The sequence below is a fragment of the Methanofollis sp. W23 genome (assembly GCF_017875325.1).
Classification (GTDB): Archaea; Halobacteriota; Methanomicrobia; order Methanomicrobiales; family Methanofollaceae; genus Methanofollis.
The window spans coordinates 2,710,790-2,726,490 of record NZ_JAGGMN010000001.1 but is presented as its reverse complement, the minus strand read 5'-3'; the positions used below and the strand labels follow the sequence as shown (position 1 = coordinate 2,726,490).

Here is a 15,701-nt window from a genome sequence, read left to right as displayed (position 1 = left end):
TTGGCAAGATAGATGCAAAAAGCAATCGGAAAGGGATTCCCCGGAAACTCAAGTCGGTCCCATCCTCCCCTCCTGGTCGGTTCTTCCCCCTCTCGCAAGGGATTATCGGCCCAGGTGAAATCCTCCTGACGACCACAACCGCCATCCTAAGAGAGGACTGTGTCTTCTGTTGCCGCTCTTCGTCCACTGGATGGCGATGGGGGCAGGGAGGCAGGATGGACAGCCATGAAGAAGGTATTGCCGTCCACACCACTGCACCAGGAGCACCGCCCCCGGATCCCCAGGATGGCGGTTGTAACAGGGAGGCAGAGCGATGACCGTGAAGACGGGACGCACGCCCCTGCCAATCGTCATCGCTGGGGGTTCGGGGGGCAGCACGTCCCCCGGTCGAGGATAGAGCTTAGAACTCTAGGAAGAACAGATTTCATTTCAAGACGGTAGCCAAGCATTAGAGAGTTTTTGGATATGCTCACCGTCAAAGATCAGAGTCTCCGAATGACCGTCCTGGAAAAAATATCGAGAGAGCCCTCTGTGCCAGTAGGTTCACAGAGTTCTGATCAGTGGGTCTGTTTTTGCGAAAAATAAGGGAGAAATTAGTTCTTCTTCTGGTCCTTCTTCTCATCGCCGCCCTTCTTCTGGAGGTAGTAGCCTACCCCGACAAGTGCGACGATGGCCACAAGAAGCGCAGCGATCCAGCCAACCGGGAGACCTTCACCCGCGCCGGCCTCGCCGGAGGGTGTGGTCTCAGTGGTCTCGACACCAGACCCCACATCAGTGGGGCGCACGGTGACGCCAGTCGACTCGGTCACTGCGACCAGTCCGATCTCAGAGAGACCTTCAGGGGAGACGGCCTCGAAGAGGTAGTTGCCGTCGGCGTCATACCCCTTGAAGACCGTCTCAAGCACCTGGGTGGTGCCGTCGTCGGCCAGCCTGAGGATCCTGATCTGGTCCATGCCGCCCGAGGAGGTCACCCATTCAGGTGGGGCCGTCATGGTGATCGTGGCGGGACCGGTCGCCTCGATGCCCTTCTTGGTCACCTTCAAGGTGTAGGCGACCTCTGAGACGTCGAGTCCCTCGTCAAGGAGAGCAAGGCTGTAGGCAGAGACCACATTCTCGCTCACATTCTCGACCAACGTGGCACCAATTGTGGCGTTCACCGGGAAGGACGCGAATTCTGCGGTAAACTGTGCAGAGACATCACCGAGACCTTCGACCTCGCTCTTAATCGGGTCGGCCTTGACCTTCACCGACGTAATGGTGCCGGCGATCGTCGTGCCGTCTTCCTTGAGGTCGGACGCCAGGATCTCAAAAACCATCCCATCCTTCTTGAAGGTGATGACATTGCCATCGACCTTGACACCCGTCGCCTCATCGAGGTCGATGGAGAAGGTCTGGCCGTCGTCGGTGCTCTCGAAGGTCGCACCGCTCAGGGAGAAGGAGGTCCAGAGATCAGCGCCAGGGGTGGATGGCTCAGAGGGGGTGGAGGGACCGGTGGGACTGCGACCACTGGGGCCGTCGTCATCAGATGGGGAATACCTCTTCACGGTGAGGGTCTTCTGGTCGAGGGCGACGATGTCGTGCTCGTCATTGAGCCCGACGGCATAGATCGCATAGGTGCCCTTCCCAAGGGAGTTGAGGGCCGCCTTCGGGACCGTCGCCGAGGATGCCGCAGCATACCCGGAGCAGCCATATCCAGGTGTGATGGCGATGTCAGACCACTCGGTGCTCGGCTCCGCCGATTTACCTACCGCCTTGACCGTGTAGGTCACCGGTTGGTCCTTCCCGAGTTCATGAGTGACACCCCAGGTCAGGATCTCAAGGAATGAATTTGCCGAGGTGAACCCCTGGGCATCTACGTCTTCGAGGAGCGTATCGACATCAACCTTTGCGTCGAGGTCATAGGTCGTGCCCTGCCTGATGATCACGTAGCCGATGTGCTCGACATCGTTACGGTCCTCGAAGGAGAGGGTCACATCGCTCGCCCTGTTGTTGTAGACAGAAGATGGCGTAGTCTTGCCGTTCCAGGTGAGGGAGGAATCCTTGTCCAGGATCACGACCGGGTAGGAGGCAAGCACCTTGACCTTCTTGTCGCCAGGGAGGTACTGGATTGCCGTGAGGGCGTACTTGCCCTGGGTAGGGGGTAGCGCTTTCTTTGAGTACTCAGATTTTGCCGTGAACGGCGAGAGTATGACCTCGTTGTTGATCAGGGTTGAACCCAGATCCTCTGGATTAACTGTGATGTGATATGTTCCCCGGCCTTCCGGAGTATCATAGGCGATACCCCCCGCCGCGTACAGATACCCGCCATTCATGGCACCCAGCAGATCCTCAAAGCCCACCTGCTCCTCATCCTCTGGACATGTGTAGGTATTGTTGTACTTCCCGACAAGAACGTTCCCTGAATTACCAGGCACATTCACCTTCGGGGTCGGGACATGGAGGGCGGTGTAGACATTCAACTTTGCCGCGCCATTGATCTCCACTGGATCTTTGAGGGTGGGGTTGAGCGTGATCGTTGCTCCTCGCATTGTAATGGGCCCGTCCCCGGTGTAGGAACGGGTGAGATACCGCACCTCAGGTGCAGTGAGCGTCTTGAGGTCATTACCATCGGTCGGCAACAACTCAGCCCGGGAGACAGAAGGGTCCGCAAGGTCAAGGACTTCGATGGAGGAGACACTCATCCCCTTCTCACTATAGACCTTGTCGAGATCCACCGTCACGCCGCTCTCGGCGGCCGAGGCTGATGCCGGCACGAGCATGAAACAGAGAAGTCCAATGATGATAAAAGGACTCCAATGTTTCAAAAATCGTACAGAACTCATCATGGCACATGGATATATCTTATGGATAGATATCTTTTTTTGTTCATGTCCTGTACTAAATGAAAAAGATATCGAAATAAAGTGATAATATGATGAAAAAGATCGTGCAAATTGCGTGTATTGGCTGCCTCCTCTCCACTCTTATCATGGGTGCGAGTGCGGTCAGCGTAACCGCCTCACCAGACTCTATCCAGAAAGGGGAGACTGTCACCGTCAGTCTCAGCGACATCCCTGACGGCGCCCCCTTCTCGCTCAGGATCGATGCCACCTTCGCCGTTAGTCCAGGTTCGGAATTCGCTTTCAGGGCCGAAGACTTTGTGATGCCAATCAGCCTCAAGGACTCGACCGTTTCGGCCTCCACGGAAAACGCCCAGGAAATTCTCCTTGAAGTGAAACCGTCTGATGGGAAGATGATCAGGATGATAGATGACGAAAAGTACTCTGTGACCCTGAACAAAAACATCGGTGCCGGCACCTACGACCACCTCATCCTCGGCGGCACGGCTGGCGAGAAGAGCACCGAGATCAGGACGAGCATGAGCCTGACCGGTGAGAAACAGGGACCCAAAGACTCTGCGATCACCTTCCGAGTCGCCGGGATCACCGATGGCATCGTCACCGTCACCGCCCTGGTGGACGGGCACAAGGAACTCGCAAAGGAGATCACCATTGGGCAGGGTATTGTCCCGACCCCGACCACTTCAAGGCCCAGCAACCCGAGTGGACCGAGCGGGCCAGGCAACCCCGGCGCAAGGACGACTCCCACCCCACTCCCTGAAAAGTACTCGACCGACGGCGTCGTCCATGTTCTCGGAGAGGACGCACCAGGGATTTCAGTCCTCACCACCCAGACCCCCACCGTCCCTGAGGAGTGGCAGGCCGTCACCGGCACCTATCTCCTGAACCCGCAGGAGAAGACCTTCTCCCAGATCGTCACGCTCACCTTCAGGCTCCCGCAGAAGGTTGCGGCCGACCCAGATGCATACACACTCTTCCTGGCAGAATATGCCGATGAAGAGTGGACCGCACTCCCGTCCAGCATCGACGGCGACGAGATCTCGGCCACGATCAGGAACGGCGGGACTTATGCCTTGATGACCTTTGCCCGGGCCGAGGTGCCGTCTGCCACCGTCGCTGCCGCGGCCCATGGTCAGGCCGACACCTCAGAAGAACCCTTGACGACGACGGTCACCCCCGCCCCCACCCAGTCGCCGACCGGGATCCTGGCGGCGATCGGCGCGATCGTCGGCACCCTCTATATAGCAGGAACGCGCAAGAGGCTGTAAAACCTGGTGACATCTGTGAGTCCTGACGAAGAATATGCCAGAGCCCGTGTGGCGGTCGACCTCTGGTCGGTCCCAAAAGACATCATTTTTATCGCCCTCTGGACCGTGGCGACCGTCGCGGCGATCTACCTCCCGGTCCTCCACGGGACCTTTGTCCAGGCGGTCTTTGGCCTGCCCATGGTCATCTTCATCCCCGGTTATGCACTCATCGCCGCACTCTTCCCGAACAACGAAGACATCGACGGTATCGAACGGGTCGCCCTCTCATTCGGGCTCTCGATCGCGGTCACCCCCCTCATCGGTCTCGGTCTCAACTACACCCCCTGGGGGATCAGGCTCGAGCCCATCCTCACTTCACTCATCATCTTCACCTTCGTCATGCTTGCCATCGCCCACTGGCGACGAACGCTTCTCCCCAGAGACCAGCGTTTTTTCGTCCCATTCAAGGAGATGGTCGCCGAAGCGAAGACCGAACTTTTCCCTGAAGAACAGTCCGGCCTTGACCGTGCCCTCTCGGTGATCCTGGTCCTCTCGATCCTTACGGCGATCGTGACGACCGTCTATGTCATCGTCGTCCCCAAAGAAGGTGAACACTTCACCGAGTTCTATATCCTCGGTGCAGGGGGGAAGGCCGCTGACTACCCGACTTCCTTCTTCACCGGGAGCGAACAGTCCCTGATCATCGGCGTCGGGAACCACGAGTACAGGGAGGTGCCCTATACCGTGGAGGTGTTGCTCACCAACCAGACCCTCGACAGGACGACCAATACCTCCAGGATCAACGATATGGAGCGGCTCGACCGGTTCACCGTCACCGTCCCGCACAACAAGACCGTTGAACGTCCGTACAACTTCACGGTCTCCAGGACCGATATGAACCGTCTCCAGTTCCTCCTCTTCAACGAGACGGTGCCGTCAGATGCGGTCTGGGACCAGGACAGGATCAACGCGAGTTACCGCGACCTCCACCTCTGGGTCACGGTGAGGCCAGCAGACGCGGCCCTATGATAAGGTGAAGGTCGTTCCCATTTTTCGAGGGGACCGCCGCCAGGATCTGGCACGGCACCCCCATCCCTTCCGCGGCGATGCAGGCGATCAGCGAACAGAAAGGACACCCGACCATGGTGCAGCACTTTGGGGAGACCGCTCTCACCTCCCGGCACCCATCGGCAAGGGCAAAGCCCTTCAGGTCGACGACCAGGTTGTAGCCGTCAAACGAGGCCTCGACATGCTCAGAGACTTCAAGCACGTCCCTGCAGACTTCGACAACCGCCTCACAGAGACGGTCCCGCTCCTGCGGCACCACAAATGCACATGAATCCTTCAGATACGAGAGAAGAGGAGCCGCAAGCGGAGCGAACACCGCGCCGTCCCCCTCCTCGGTCATGACATACGAGTAAGTGCTCTCCGGGAGCGCGGATGGGACAGACGGTCCGGCCGGGACCAGAACCCGACTTTGCCCTGATTCATCAGGAGGATAGAAGAGGGCGTCCCTCTGTAACCCAAGATCGGCAAGAAGTGTAGCGATCTCGACGGGGCCCTGTACCAGGAAGAGGGAGGCGATCTTCGTGTCAAGAGTCTTGCTTCTCCCAAGGGAGATAAAAAAGATCCCCGAGATAAACGTCCCGAACCCTGCAAGGATCAGAACGGCGGTCGTGAGGTCATTGCGGCCAGTCAGCGCCGCCAGGCCGAGCGCCGCAGCGGCGGCCCCGAGGAGGAGAAGACCGGCAAGAGCGGTATCATTCATCACAGACAGTTTTTTCATTCTTCTTCACCCCTTCGTGCAGACCACACCAGGCTGTACCATGAGAAAGAGATGAACAGACCACTGAACACCAGGAATACTATCAGGAAGACGAGGGGGAGGGAGACATGCCCGTTCCCGAGTGCCAGAAGGAGAAAGACTGTGGCGACCCCAGCAAAGAGCAAAAAACCCATCATATCCCCGGGCGACGTAAAGAGGCCAAACGAGTCCTGCACCCAGCCAAGCACAACAAGGATGAGAGGGATGGACCAGAGAGGAGAAGAGAGCCCGACGACAACCGCCACAAACGCCCCTGCCGCAAGAAGAGCAAGCCAGTGATCCCTCTCACGGGAGATGACAGCGACGGCGATGATCAGTGCACCGATCCCGACCAGCCCTCCCTGTCCCAGGACTGAGGCAAGAAGCCCGGTCACCACAATGAGCCCGAACCAGATCCGTTCGTCCACTCAGATCTCCTCCACCTTATCTGCCCCGCATGCCCCCAACTCACGCCCCACCGCCACCCCGCCCATGCCGGAGAGGATATGGACCTCGACCCAGAGCCCCTGCTGTTTGGCCTCAAGGACCACCTGGACGAGGTGACTGCCATCCCCCCGCCCTGGCGTATAGAGATGGACTGAAGATGCCTCAGAGAGACGCACCTCCTCAGAGACCTGTCTCCTGAACGGAAAATCGGGAGAATGTGCCCGGAACCGATGTAAGGTCCCTGAATAGTTCTCCCTGAATGTCCCTGAACCCCTCGGCCCATCCTCAGCCTTCCTGAGCAGCAGGTGAGCCATGAGCGGGTCAAGGTACCGGTAGAGGAGGGAGGTACGTTCGGTCGGCCTGACCGCGGTGAGCGCACCAAAGACCTCGTCTTCTGAACTTTCAAGGGGGACCGAGGCAACCACGCCGCCTCCGGCAATGAGGAGAAGAGGGCAATTTCCGAATTTGTTGTATGTCCCTTCAACCGCACCGGTCGCGGCAAGAGAATACCTTGATATCTCTTCTTTTGAGAGTCTCTCGTCAACACCCGGGAGATCGATGATGACCATCGGGGCCCCACCGCTCAGTCCCTCCCGCTCCCTGACATACATCTTCCCATACTTGGCCGTGAGTTTCCAGTCCACCTGTTCAAGGGGGTCGCCAGGAAGATATTCACGGCAGGCACGCGTCTCCTGCCCCCTGAAGAGAAGAGACCGACCCCCTTCCATATCGCCAAGCCAATTCCCTGACGCCGGGCCAGACTGCGCCTGTCCAACCGGGACAACCGCCACAGATGGGAGACTTAAATCCGTGTGTCTGAAAGAGAGAGAACCCGAGAAGAAGGGGTCGCGGGCCGTAAGTTTGATGCCTCCAAACAGAGTCTCCCCGGGCGCCATGCACCTCATCCTGTACCTGATCACAGCCCGCCCTGGCTCAGGGAAAACTGTCTTCTGCTCCTGGTCAAGCACGGCAACAGGCGGAAGAAGGTCTTCCACCTGCACGGCAACACCCGACTGAAATGCATAGGAGACCACGGTCTCCACGCGGGCGACAGCACCCTGCCTGACGACCTTCTTGTCCACCTCTCGCGAGAGGGCAAGGGACCCTGCAAGGCGCGTATATCTCTTGAGAAAAGAAGCGGCTCGGTACACGAGATAAACAAGCAACGCCCCGGCAACGACATATCCCGCAAGGTCGTCGAAGATGAGGGCATATCCCGCGAGTGCAAGCGCAAGCACCCCCATCCCTTCCGCAACCGGGCCCGGTTTCACGGCTCAGGACACCTCAACAACACCCAAGATCTCGTTGATGACCGTATCCGTCGAGATGCGCCCGATGATAGCCTCACGCTCCATGATCAGGCGGTGGCGGAGGGCCGGGAGAGCGAGTCCCTTGACATCGTCCGGGATCACATAGGTCCGGCCTTCAAGGGCGGCATTGGCCTTGGCACCACGCAGAAGCGCTAAAGTGGCCCGGGAACTTGCTCCCAGGCGGACATCAGAGTGTGACCTGGTGGCCATGACCAGATCAGTGATGTACTGGAGGATCGGGTCTTCCACATGGACCTCCCTCACCGTCCTGATCATCCCCTCGATCTCCTCAAGGGTGAGGCGGGGGGTGAGCGTATCGGCGTAATTCTTCCAGATCAGTTGTCCTGCCTGGTCGCGTCTCAGGACTTCCAGTTCGTCCCTGGCGTCAAGATAGGTAAGCGGGGCGCAGAACATGAACCTGTCCCGCTGGGCCTCGACCAGGGCGAAGGTCCCTTCAAACTCGTACGGGTTCTGGGTGGCCATGACAAAAAACGGACGGGGAAGAGGGTAGGTCACCCCATCGATCGTCGTCTGCTGCTCGCTCATAGCCTCAAGGAGGGCGGATTGCGTCTTGGGGGTGAGCCGGTTGATCTCATCGACGAGGACAAAATTCGAGAAGATCGGACCTTTTTTAAGGATAAATTCCTCTTCGTCATTGGTATAGATCCGCACCCCAATGATGTCGGCCGGCTGGACATCCACCGCTCCCTGCACCCGCCCGAATGAGGCGGAGAGGAGGTGCGCCATGATCTTTGAGATCGTTGTCTTTGCGGTGCCAGGAACCCCTTCGATGAGGATCGCACCCTCTGAGAGGGAACTGATCGCGATCAGTCTGATCAGGTTCGCGTTCCCGACGACATACTGGTTGACGGCCACCTCGATCTCCCGGAATTTCTCGGCAATCGGTGCCACATCGCGCTCACTCAGTTGCATTTCTTCTCCTTCCTGATCCTCTTTCTGAATACATATACCGCCCCGCCGATGAAGAGGGCTACAATCCCGATCTGAACAATAGGGTGATCTTTCACCCATAAAATCGCACCTGTATATGGCCCGCCGGTAGACGTCCTGCTCCATCCCTCGTCGACCAGCACGACCGGTCGGAGGGAGAGGAGGTTTTTGAGGAACATCTCGTTCCCCTCTCCAAGGCCTGCCATCGAGTTGAGAAAGATCCCGGGGTCACCGACGACGACCAGTTCACCGCCGCCGATCTCTTCATAGGCCACAAGGTCGTAGCGCCCGACACTCTCCTCACCATCGATCCTGCCGTTCCCATTCTCGTCGGCCCACGAGAGGAGAGAGGTCTGGAGGAAAGGGGTCCCACCTTCGAGTGCCATGGGCCGGTTGAAGAGGACGGCCGGCACCCCGTCTATGAGAGTATGGTTCCCGGCCGCATAGCCCCTGACCGCCGCCGTGGTGACATAGTCCCTCTCGACCGATGAGACCGTGCCGGGGAGCACCGAGATGGTGCTCTGAAGCCCCTCAAGGAGAGGCGCGATCTCCCCGGTGTCGTCGCAGAGGAGGAGGGTGTTGTTGTGTGCCAGGAAGTTTCTGTAGGCCCTGGCCCTCTCCGGGTCAGGGGGCCCATCAGGGGCGATGACCAGGAGAAGAGCGTTGTCATAGGTGATCAGATCATCCCGGTCGGTGACCATCTGCGCCCCATGGCCCTCGAGATGTGAGAAGAAGGTCGAGGTGCCGTTCCACTGGACATTGTACCTACTGTAGTCGTCATAGGTGGTCGAGAGGTGGAAGACGGCGGCATAGAGGCAGAGAAGCAGGACCGCAACGGCGACAAAGTACCGGGTCCGCATCAGAAACTGTTCCTCCGCGACCTGCCCTGCGCCAGAGGAACACTCCGGACCACCGGCATATCGCTGTCATCGGTGGGATCCCATGAAATGAACCTGGCAGAGAGAGGGGGCCTCATCAACCTGAAGAATACGGTCAGACGATAAATATATCTTCCCTCTTCATGGTCTCGACAAAACCTTCGCAGTCATTGTAGTCGGCGGCGACCATCCCGGCGAAGAGCACGGGGGTGAGGAGAGAACCAAATTTCCATTCCTCTGGATCAGGGAGCGGGAGGGAGGCGGCGATGTCATCCGCGCTCAGGGTTCTGATCCTGGCAAGGACGTCCGCCACCTCGCCTGCAGGGTCAGGGCCGGTCATCCCCCTGACACAGATCCAGAGGTCGGCGGCCGTGACTTTCGGGCCGTCAGGGAGAAGGGCAGTGAGGACGGCAGCAAGGACGCGGTTCACGCGACCGCCACGAAATGAGAGGACAATGATCCCTTCGGGTCGGTCCAGAACGGAGAGCCCCTCAGGCGGCACGGGCGCACCGATCTCTCCTGCGATGCCCTTAACCGATGCCTGCTCTGCTCTGCCAAGTGGGAGATCAGAGTGGCCCCTGGCAAGGAGGCGCCCGACAGAGGCGGCGACAACCGGGCTGAGGGGCGCACCGGCGCCGGCCCAGAAGGGGCGACGGTCCGAGGATTTGCGAGTTCCTGCAGCCGGGAGGACGGTGGCGATATGGTAGTCCTGGTCGAGGGCGACGACCCGCCACCTCCTGCCGCCAAGGGTGCAGACGGTCCCGGTGCCGCCGGCCACAAACCTGGCGTCGAGTTCCCCGACCGCCTCCCCCTCAGGAGTGAGGGCACGATAAGCAGCCGATGAGGCGAAGACCGAGAGGAGCGCGGCCCAGTGAGAACGCGAGAGGGTGCGTTCGGCCTCTGGGCCGAGCATCAGAAGCCCCTGGTCGGCAACGATATGACCGGTAGCGAGGAGGGCCCCAACCAGGGTCTCGGCCGCGGCTTCCATCCCCCTGAAGGGCAAAAGTCCGCAGAGCCAGGCGATAACCGAGTGCGCGGGCACCCTCCCGCGGGCTCGGAGGACGAGGAGGAGTTGCTGGGCAAGGACAGTGTAGGGTGCCCGTGGGGGGAGAAGGGGTTCGACCTCGTGGTGGACCGCAGCCTCGACGGTGGCGACCGCAACGAGGAGGGCAAGGTCGTCGCCAAGGACGAAGGCCATCCTGGCTGGTGCACCCCGGCGGCCGGTCCGGCCGAGGCGCTGGAGGAAAGAGGAGACCGAAGGGGGAGGTCCGACCTGAACGACAAGGTCGAGGCCTCCGATATCGATCCCGAGTTCGAGGGTGGAGGTGCAGATGACACAGGCGCTCCCCGGCCCGACAAGAGACGCCTCGGCCGCCCGGCGCATCGCGGGGGAGAGAGAGGAGTGATGGACTGAGAGGGAGTCAACCTCCCCGTCAAGGGCGGCGGCAAGCCCTTCAGCCTGGCTCCTGCTTGCGACAAAGACGAGGGCACGTTTGCCGGCGACAAGACGGGCGACAGCACGGGCACGTGCCTCGCGGTCCCGTGAGACCGTAAAGGAGAACTGTTTTTTTCCGGGGGGTGTGGGGACGGCGACGACCTGGCGACGACGGTCAGGGCCTGAGAACCAGTCAAGGACTGCCTCAGGGTTCCCCACCGTCGCCGAGAGCCCGACCCGCTGGAGAGGTCTCCCGGCCACTTCGTCGAGACGGTCGAGGAGACACCTGACCTGCACGCCGCGCAGATCCCCGGCAAAGGCATGGAGTTCATCGACGATGACAAAACGAAGATTTTTCAGAGCAAGCCTGAGGGTGTCGTCCATGAGGATCACCTCCAGGGACTCGGGGGTGGTGAGGAGGAGGTGGGGGGGGTCTTCTCCGGCCCAGGAACGCTCACTTTTCCCGACATCGCCGTGCCACCTCGTGACCGAGAGCCCTGCCGGGGTGCAGATCTCCTCGACCCGGTCGGTCTGGTCGTTGATGAGGGCCTTGAGGGGGAAGAGGCAGAGGCAGGCGACGCCGGAGCAGCCTTCCTTGAGGACGGCGTCGACGACCGGGATGAGGGCGGCTTCGGTCTTGCCTCCGGCAGTGCCGGCGACGACCAGAAGGTCGGCACCGTTGGCAGCGGCGCGGCAGGCCTCCTCCTGGACAGGGCGGAGGTCGCCCCAGCCGAGACGATGGGCGAGCACATTCCTGAGCGTGGGGTGAAGAGAGGCGTAGACTGACGACACAGAAGAATGGTGAGGGTTCCTTCCATAACAACTTATATATCTCAGGAAGAGCAGGCAGGTGCATGCCACTCAGCACAGAGACACCGGTGCCGGTGACGCCAGGATCGGCGCCGCTCACCAGACGGGAGATGCTTGCGCTCCTTCCTGAGGTGCCGGGGTGGACCCTGGAGAATGGAAGACTGTGGAGGAGGTTTACCTTCCAGTCTGTCGGGGAAGCTGCCGCGTTCATCGGCAAGGTCATCGAGATCGGGTCGAAGAGCGGGGCAGACCACTATCCCGACATCGTCCTCTCGCAGTATCGCCATGTCGACGTCCTGTGGTACACCTATGCGTGCGGGGGACTGACACGGACCGATTTCGTCCTTGCTGCAAAACTCAGTAGCCTGACCCCAAAAAAAGGATTTTTCAGATGAACGAACTCTCGTCTGTTGGCAACAAGAATCGTTCTGGAATATGTTCAGGATTATTCTAATTTCGGCTCTGTAGAACTCTTCACGGTGGGCCTCTCTGCGGCGGGCGTGCCGCCCTCCGAACCCCCCGCGTCAAGATAGGACGGGGAAGCGCGACCCCCCCCTTCATATCCATCGGTTTTGCCTTCCCAACCCAATCTTCATCCCTGGTGTTCGGCGGAAACGAACTATTGCCGGGAGGTCAGGGGGTGCAACCACCTGTCACAGAGCACCATCCAGAGGAGTTCTACAGGCCCCTCACTCCGCATCATGCTTCAAAGACCTATAATCCCGGCCTCACCAGAGGTCATACACTCTCCTGAGATTGGCGCGGAGCACATCGGCAGAGACCGCACCGGTAAGCCGTCCCACCGCCCTGCCATGCGAGAAGAAGACAAGGGTCGGGACCACCTGGATCCCGAACGTTGAGGCGACGCCAGGAGCCTCGTCGACATCGCAGGTGGCAAAGGCGACTGTGCCGGCAAGTTCGACGGCAAGTCCCTCGACCACCGGGCCGAGACGCTGGCAGGGCCCGCACCACTCTGCCGAAAAATCGATGACAAGACGGGGGTGCTCGCGCACCATCTCAGGGAAGGTGAGGTCGGTGACCCTGGTCACCCCCTCCCTGAGGGCAGCGAGACGTGCCGCAAGCGCCTCCTGCTTCCTCTGCCTGATCCTCTCAAGCTCTTCATCCATGATCCAAAATGAGATGGCATGCATAATCTATCTGCCTCAGGGCGAGCCAGAAAAATATATATAGAAATGAATCAGAAACTATAGCCCACAGGATAGCGAGGTGGGGTAGTCAGGAAATCCCGACGGGCTCATAACCCGTAGACCGATGGTTCAAATCCATCCCTCGCTACTTTTCTCTATAAGAAAAGTTTATTCTGCACAGATAGCGAGGTGGGGTAGTCAGGAAATCCCGACGGGCCCATAACCCGTAGACCGATGGTTCAAATCCATCCTTCGCTACTGGTCCCATAAGAAAAATCTCACAAGAAAAATTGATTTTATACAGGATAGCGAGGTGGGGTAGTCAGGAAATCCCGACGGGCCCATAACCCGTAGACCGATGGTTCAAATCCATCCTTCGCTACTGATCTCATAAGAAAGATCTCACAAGAAAAATTGATTTTGCACAGGATAGCGAGGTGGGGTAGTCAGGAAATCCCGACGGGCCCATAACCCGTAGACCGATGGTTCAAATCCATCCTTCGCTACTTTTGAACACTATTTCTTCCAGCCAATGCTGAGGATTCTTCCCATCTCTGCAAGAACGAATGAACACGTACCGGAGCGCATCCATATATATCCTGAGCATATCCCGAAATCCCTGAGGCCCGACCATCGTCTTGAACTGAAGACTTTCCTTCCTGGAGATCTACGCCCTATCCTCCACCAGGGAGGCGTGCCACCCCCCGACCTCCCGCTGAGGACGAGTGGCGGGGGGTCGCATCCCATCGTCACGATCATCGCCCTGTCTTCCCGCCACCTATCGCTCGCGCAGGCAGGGAGATCGGGGGGCAGCCAGCCCCCTGCAGAGGGGATCATCAAGAGGATTTCTACAAAGCCAAAAAAAGGGACGAATTATTCGTTGCCGTCGTGGGGATCGCGGATCAGCGCTGAATTCCCGGTCTCGTCCTCGATGATCAGCGTGACCTTCTGCTCGCCCCGCTTCACCGCCGCGATCAGATCCTTGATCGCCAGGCACCGTTCCTGTTCCTCGGCCCCCGCCGTCTTGAGCGCCATATCCAGGACCGCATCGATCCGGTCGAGCACCCCCTCGACATTGGAAATGAAAGACTCGGCGGCCGGTCCAGGTTTGATCTCGACGCCGAGTTCAGGCACCTCGATCCGTCCGGCCGAACCACGCACCACCCGCACCGAGAGGTCGTCCTCAGAGGAGACCGTCAACTCGTCCTTTGTCGGCACCCCCTCGCGCATGATGAAGGCATCGCTCATCCTCCACCCACACGAGCAGGTCGCACTCTCGATGAGAATCTCAGAAAAATACGGGATCTCTTCGGTCTGATAGATATATTCGATCTCTTTTCCACAGACCGGGCATGGGGCACGGAGCACGTTTCGCACTACAGGCCCCCGATCTTCTCCCTGGAGATCTTCACCGACATGGGCGCCACGATCACATACTGCTGCTCGCCAAGACCGATGATATCGCCGTTGACGTCGTTTGCCACCTCACGGAGGTCCTTGAGCACCCGCTCGTACATGATCTTGTCCAGTTTCAGGCGGGTGATGTCCACGATGACCATGTTGCCATTGTAGACCTCGTCCTTCACGCGAGGGGTATCTTTGATATCATTGATCTGGGCGACCTTGACGTACATCGACGCCGGCTCATCACGAGCCGCCCCTTCAAACGTGCTGAGGTCGAGATCCATATAGTCATCCTGCCTCGGAGGTGCGCTCCTGCCTATGATGGATTCGAGGAATTTTCCCATGAAAATAACTCTATAATAGAATTTATTTAATGGTATCCTATTTTTGTTCAGAGTTCAAGGTTCCAGATGCTATCCCCGACCCTGTGGAGCGTCCTGACGACCTTCCCCTTCTCCTGTGCCAATAATTCGGCCCCATCATACAGGGCTATCCCGACAGCAAGCGGTTTCCCGTAGCGCTCTTCGGTGATGATGCAGGGTGCGCCCTCTTTCACGTCAGGCGTGGCATCGACAACCCCTGGCCGCATGATGTCAGCGCCGTTCATCACATAGGGCACCGCCCCCGAATCGACGGTCACCCGTCTCGCCTCAAAAGGCCGCTCGACCGCACCCCGCACCGTCGGGAAGGTCCATCCCTCGAACTCCATAAGGAGGGGTTTCTTGTCCACCAGATAGATCAAGAACTCCGAGTCGGTCTCGACGACCTCGAGCCTCTTGGCGTCGAAAAGCGCTGCATCGGCCCCAAGTTCCCCTTCCAGTGCTCTCTTGAGCTGTGCCACCGCAGATTTCTTGATGCTGTGCCGTTTTTTTACCTGAATATCACCCATGGCCAACCTCAATACCCCGTATCTCTCATTAAATGGTTCGCCGCGGTATATTTAAGTAGATTCCCCTCGCATGTATGGTACTCTTAAACGGGTCAAAGGGTAATTACCATGTCAAAAAGACCACTGGAGATTCTTGATCAGGTACTCAACGGCCAGCCGGTCATTATCGCTCTTAAAGGCGGGCGTGAGATCCGCGGGATCCTGCAGGGGTACGATGTCCACCTGAACCTCGTCCTCGACCGGGCTGAAGAAGAAATTGAAGGACAGGTAGAGAAACACGGTACGGTGATCGTCCGTGGAGACAATGTGATCTATATATCTCCGTCAATCGAATAATCTGGGTGAGCGAGCATGTCAAAAGGTACACCATCGATGGGTAAGCGGCAGAAGAACAGCCACATTACATGCCGCAGGTGTGGAAAGAAGTCATTCCATGTCAGGCACAAGGTATGCTCGGCCTGTGGCTTTGGCCGGAGCAAGAAGATGAGCAGCTACAAGTGGATAAACAAGCGCCCCAAAGTACCAACACACTAAGGTA

Annotated in this window: 16 protein-coding genes and 4 tRNA genes; 9 read left to right on the top strand and 11 right to left on the bottom strand. The window is 58.8% G+C overall.

Annotated features, from left to right (window positions below; translation table 11 throughout):
- Nucleotides 1–593: 593 nt before the first annotated feature.
- The gene (locus J2129_RS11865) at nucleotides 594–2,822 is read right to left on the bottom strand and encodes a hypothetical protein (RefSeq protein WP_209631063.1); all 2,229 of its coding nucleotides are present in this window, start codon (nucleotides 2,820–2,822) and stop codon (nucleotides 594–596) included.
- 89 nt (nucleotides 2,823–2,911) lie between these two features.
- On the opposite strand from J2129_RS11865, the gene J2129_RS11860 reads away from it, so the two are divergent.
- Both J2129_RS11860 and J2129_RS11855 read left to right on the top strand, forming a co-directional pair.
- On the top strand, nucleotides 2,912–4,108 hold the full coding sequence (locus J2129_RS11860) for a hypothetical protein (RefSeq protein WP_209631062.1): 1,197 nt from the start codon (nucleotides 2,912–2,914) through the stop codon (nucleotides 4,106–4,108).
- Nucleotides 4,109–4,123: 15 nt separating this feature from the next.
- On the top strand, nucleotides 4,124–5,116 hold the full coding sequence (locus J2129_RS11855; RefSeq protein ID WP_348632325.1) for a DUF1616 domain-containing protein: 993 nt from the start codon (nucleotides 4,124–4,126) through the stop codon (nucleotides 5,114–5,116).
- Here J2129_RS11855 and J2129_RS11850 read toward each other — a convergent pair.
- The 6 genes from J2129_RS11850 to J2129_RS11825 form a co-directional block, all read right to left on the bottom strand.
- Nucleotides 5,085–5,873: a hypothetical protein gene (locus tag J2129_RS11850; protein WP_209631061.1), complete on the bottom strand. Its 789-nt coding sequence runs from the start codon at nucleotides 5,871–5,873 to the stop codon at nucleotides 5,085–5,087. The two genes, J2129_RS11855 and J2129_RS11850, sit on opposite strands and share 32 nt — an antisense overlap.
- Nucleotides 5,870–6,319 carry a hypothetical protein gene (locus J2129_RS11845; RefSeq protein WP_209631060.1) on the bottom strand — a complete coding sequence of 150 codons (450 nt, stop codon included), beginning with the start codon at nucleotides 6,317–6,319 and terminating at the stop codon, nucleotides 5,870–5,872. Before J2129_RS11845 ends, J2129_RS11850 begins: the two co-directional genes overlap by 4 nt.
- The gene (locus tag J2129_RS13200; protein WP_209631059.1) at nucleotides 6,320–7,609 is read right to left on the bottom strand and encodes a DUF58 domain-containing protein; all 1,290 of its coding nucleotides are present in this window, start codon (nucleotides 7,607–7,609) and stop codon (nucleotides 6,320–6,322) included.
- A 3-nt stretch (nucleotides 7,610–7,612) separates the two neighbouring features.
- The gene (locus J2129_RS11835) at nucleotides 7,613–8,581 is read right to left on the bottom strand and encodes a MoxR family ATPase (protein ID WP_209631058.1); all 969 of its coding nucleotides are present in this window, start codon (nucleotides 8,579–8,581) and stop codon (nucleotides 7,613–7,615) included.
- Nucleotides 8,572–9,459 carry a DUF4350 domain-containing protein gene (locus tag J2129_RS11830; protein ID WP_209631057.1) on the bottom strand — a complete coding sequence of 296 codons (888 nt, stop codon included), beginning with the start codon at nucleotides 9,457–9,459 and terminating at the stop codon, nucleotides 8,572–8,574. Before J2129_RS11830 ends, J2129_RS11835 begins: the two co-directional genes overlap by 10 nt.
- A gap of 133 nt (nucleotides 9,460–9,592) precedes the next feature.
- Nucleotides 9,593–11,704, bottom strand: a complete 2,112-nt coding sequence (locus J2129_RS11825) for a DEAD/DEAH box helicase (RefSeq protein WP_209631056.1) — start codon at nucleotides 11,702–11,704, stop codon at nucleotides 9,593–9,595.
- A gap of 62 nt (nucleotides 11,705–11,766) precedes the next feature.
- Between J2129_RS11825 and J2129_RS11820 the strand changes: the two genes are divergently transcribed.
- Nucleotides 11,767–12,117, top strand: a complete 351-nt coding sequence (locus J2129_RS11820) for a 4a-hydroxytetrahydrobiopterin dehydratase (RefSeq protein ID WP_209631055.1) — start codon at nucleotides 11,767–11,769, stop codon at nucleotides 12,115–12,117.
- 333 nt (nucleotides 12,118–12,450) lie between these two features.
- Here the strand turns inward: J2129_RS11820 and J2129_RS11815 are convergent, their stop codons facing one another.
- The gene (locus J2129_RS11815) at nucleotides 12,451–12,849 is read right to left on the bottom strand and encodes a thioredoxin domain-containing protein (RefSeq protein WP_209631054.1); all 399 of its coding nucleotides are present in this window, start codon (nucleotides 12,847–12,849) and stop codon (nucleotides 12,451–12,453) included.
- 94 nt (nucleotides 12,850–12,943) lie between these two features.
- Between J2129_RS11815 and J2129_RS11810 the strand changes: the two genes are divergently transcribed.
- The 4 genes from J2129_RS11810 (at nucleotide 12,944) to J2129_RS11795 (ending at nucleotide 13,376) form a co-directional block, all read left to right on the top strand.
- A tRNA-Met gene (locus J2129_RS11810) sits at nucleotides 12,944–13,018 on the top strand.
- 35 nt (nucleotides 13,019–13,053) lie between these two features.
- Nucleotides 13,054–13,128, top strand: a tRNA-Met gene (locus J2129_RS11805).
- Nucleotides 13,129–13,177: 49 nt separating this feature from the next.
- Nucleotides 13,178–13,252, top strand: a tRNA-Met gene (locus J2129_RS11800).
- Between the two features lie 49 nt (nucleotides 13,253–13,301).
- Nucleotides 13,302–13,376 (top strand) — tRNA-Met (locus J2129_RS11795).
- Nucleotides 13,377–13,743: 367 nt separating this feature from the next.
- Here J2129_RS11795 and J2129_RS11790 read toward each other — a convergent pair.
- The 3 genes from J2129_RS11790 to J2129_RS11780 are packed head-to-tail and all read right to left on the bottom strand — an operon-like array spanning nucleotide 13,744 to nucleotide 15,163.
- Nucleotides 13,744–14,238, bottom strand: coding sequence for a ZPR1 zinc finger domain-containing protein (locus J2129_RS11790; protein ID WP_348632324.1), 495 nt, complete (start codon nucleotides 14,236–14,238; stop codon nucleotides 13,744–13,746).
- A gap of 8 nt (nucleotides 14,239–14,246) precedes the next feature.
- A complete protein-coding gene (sepF, locus tag J2129_RS11785) occupies nucleotides 14,247–14,618 on the bottom strand; it encodes a cell division protein SepF (protein WP_209631052.1) in 372 nt (123 codons plus the stop codon).
- A gap of 47 nt (nucleotides 14,619–14,665) precedes the next feature.
- A complete protein-coding gene (locus tag J2129_RS11780; protein ID WP_209631051.1) occupies nucleotides 14,666–15,163 on the bottom strand; it encodes an RNA-binding protein in 498 nt (165 codons plus the stop codon).
- Nucleotides 15,164–15,271: 108 nt separating this feature from the next.
- Between J2129_RS11780 and J2129_RS11775 the strand changes: the two genes are divergently transcribed.
- Both J2129_RS11775 and J2129_RS11770 read left to right on the top strand, forming a co-directional pair.
- Nucleotides 15,272–15,499, top strand: coding sequence for an LSM domain-containing protein (locus J2129_RS11775; RefSeq protein WP_209631050.1), 228 nt, complete (start codon nucleotides 15,272–15,274; stop codon nucleotides 15,497–15,499).
- Nucleotides 15,500–15,514: 15 nt separating this feature from the next.
- Complete coding sequence (locus J2129_RS11770; protein WP_209631049.1) at nucleotides 15,515–15,697, top strand: 50S ribosomal protein L37e; 183 nt, start codon at nucleotides 15,515–15,517, stop codon at nucleotides 15,695–15,697.
- The last annotated feature ends 4 nt before the right edge of the window (nucleotides 15,698–15,701 follow it).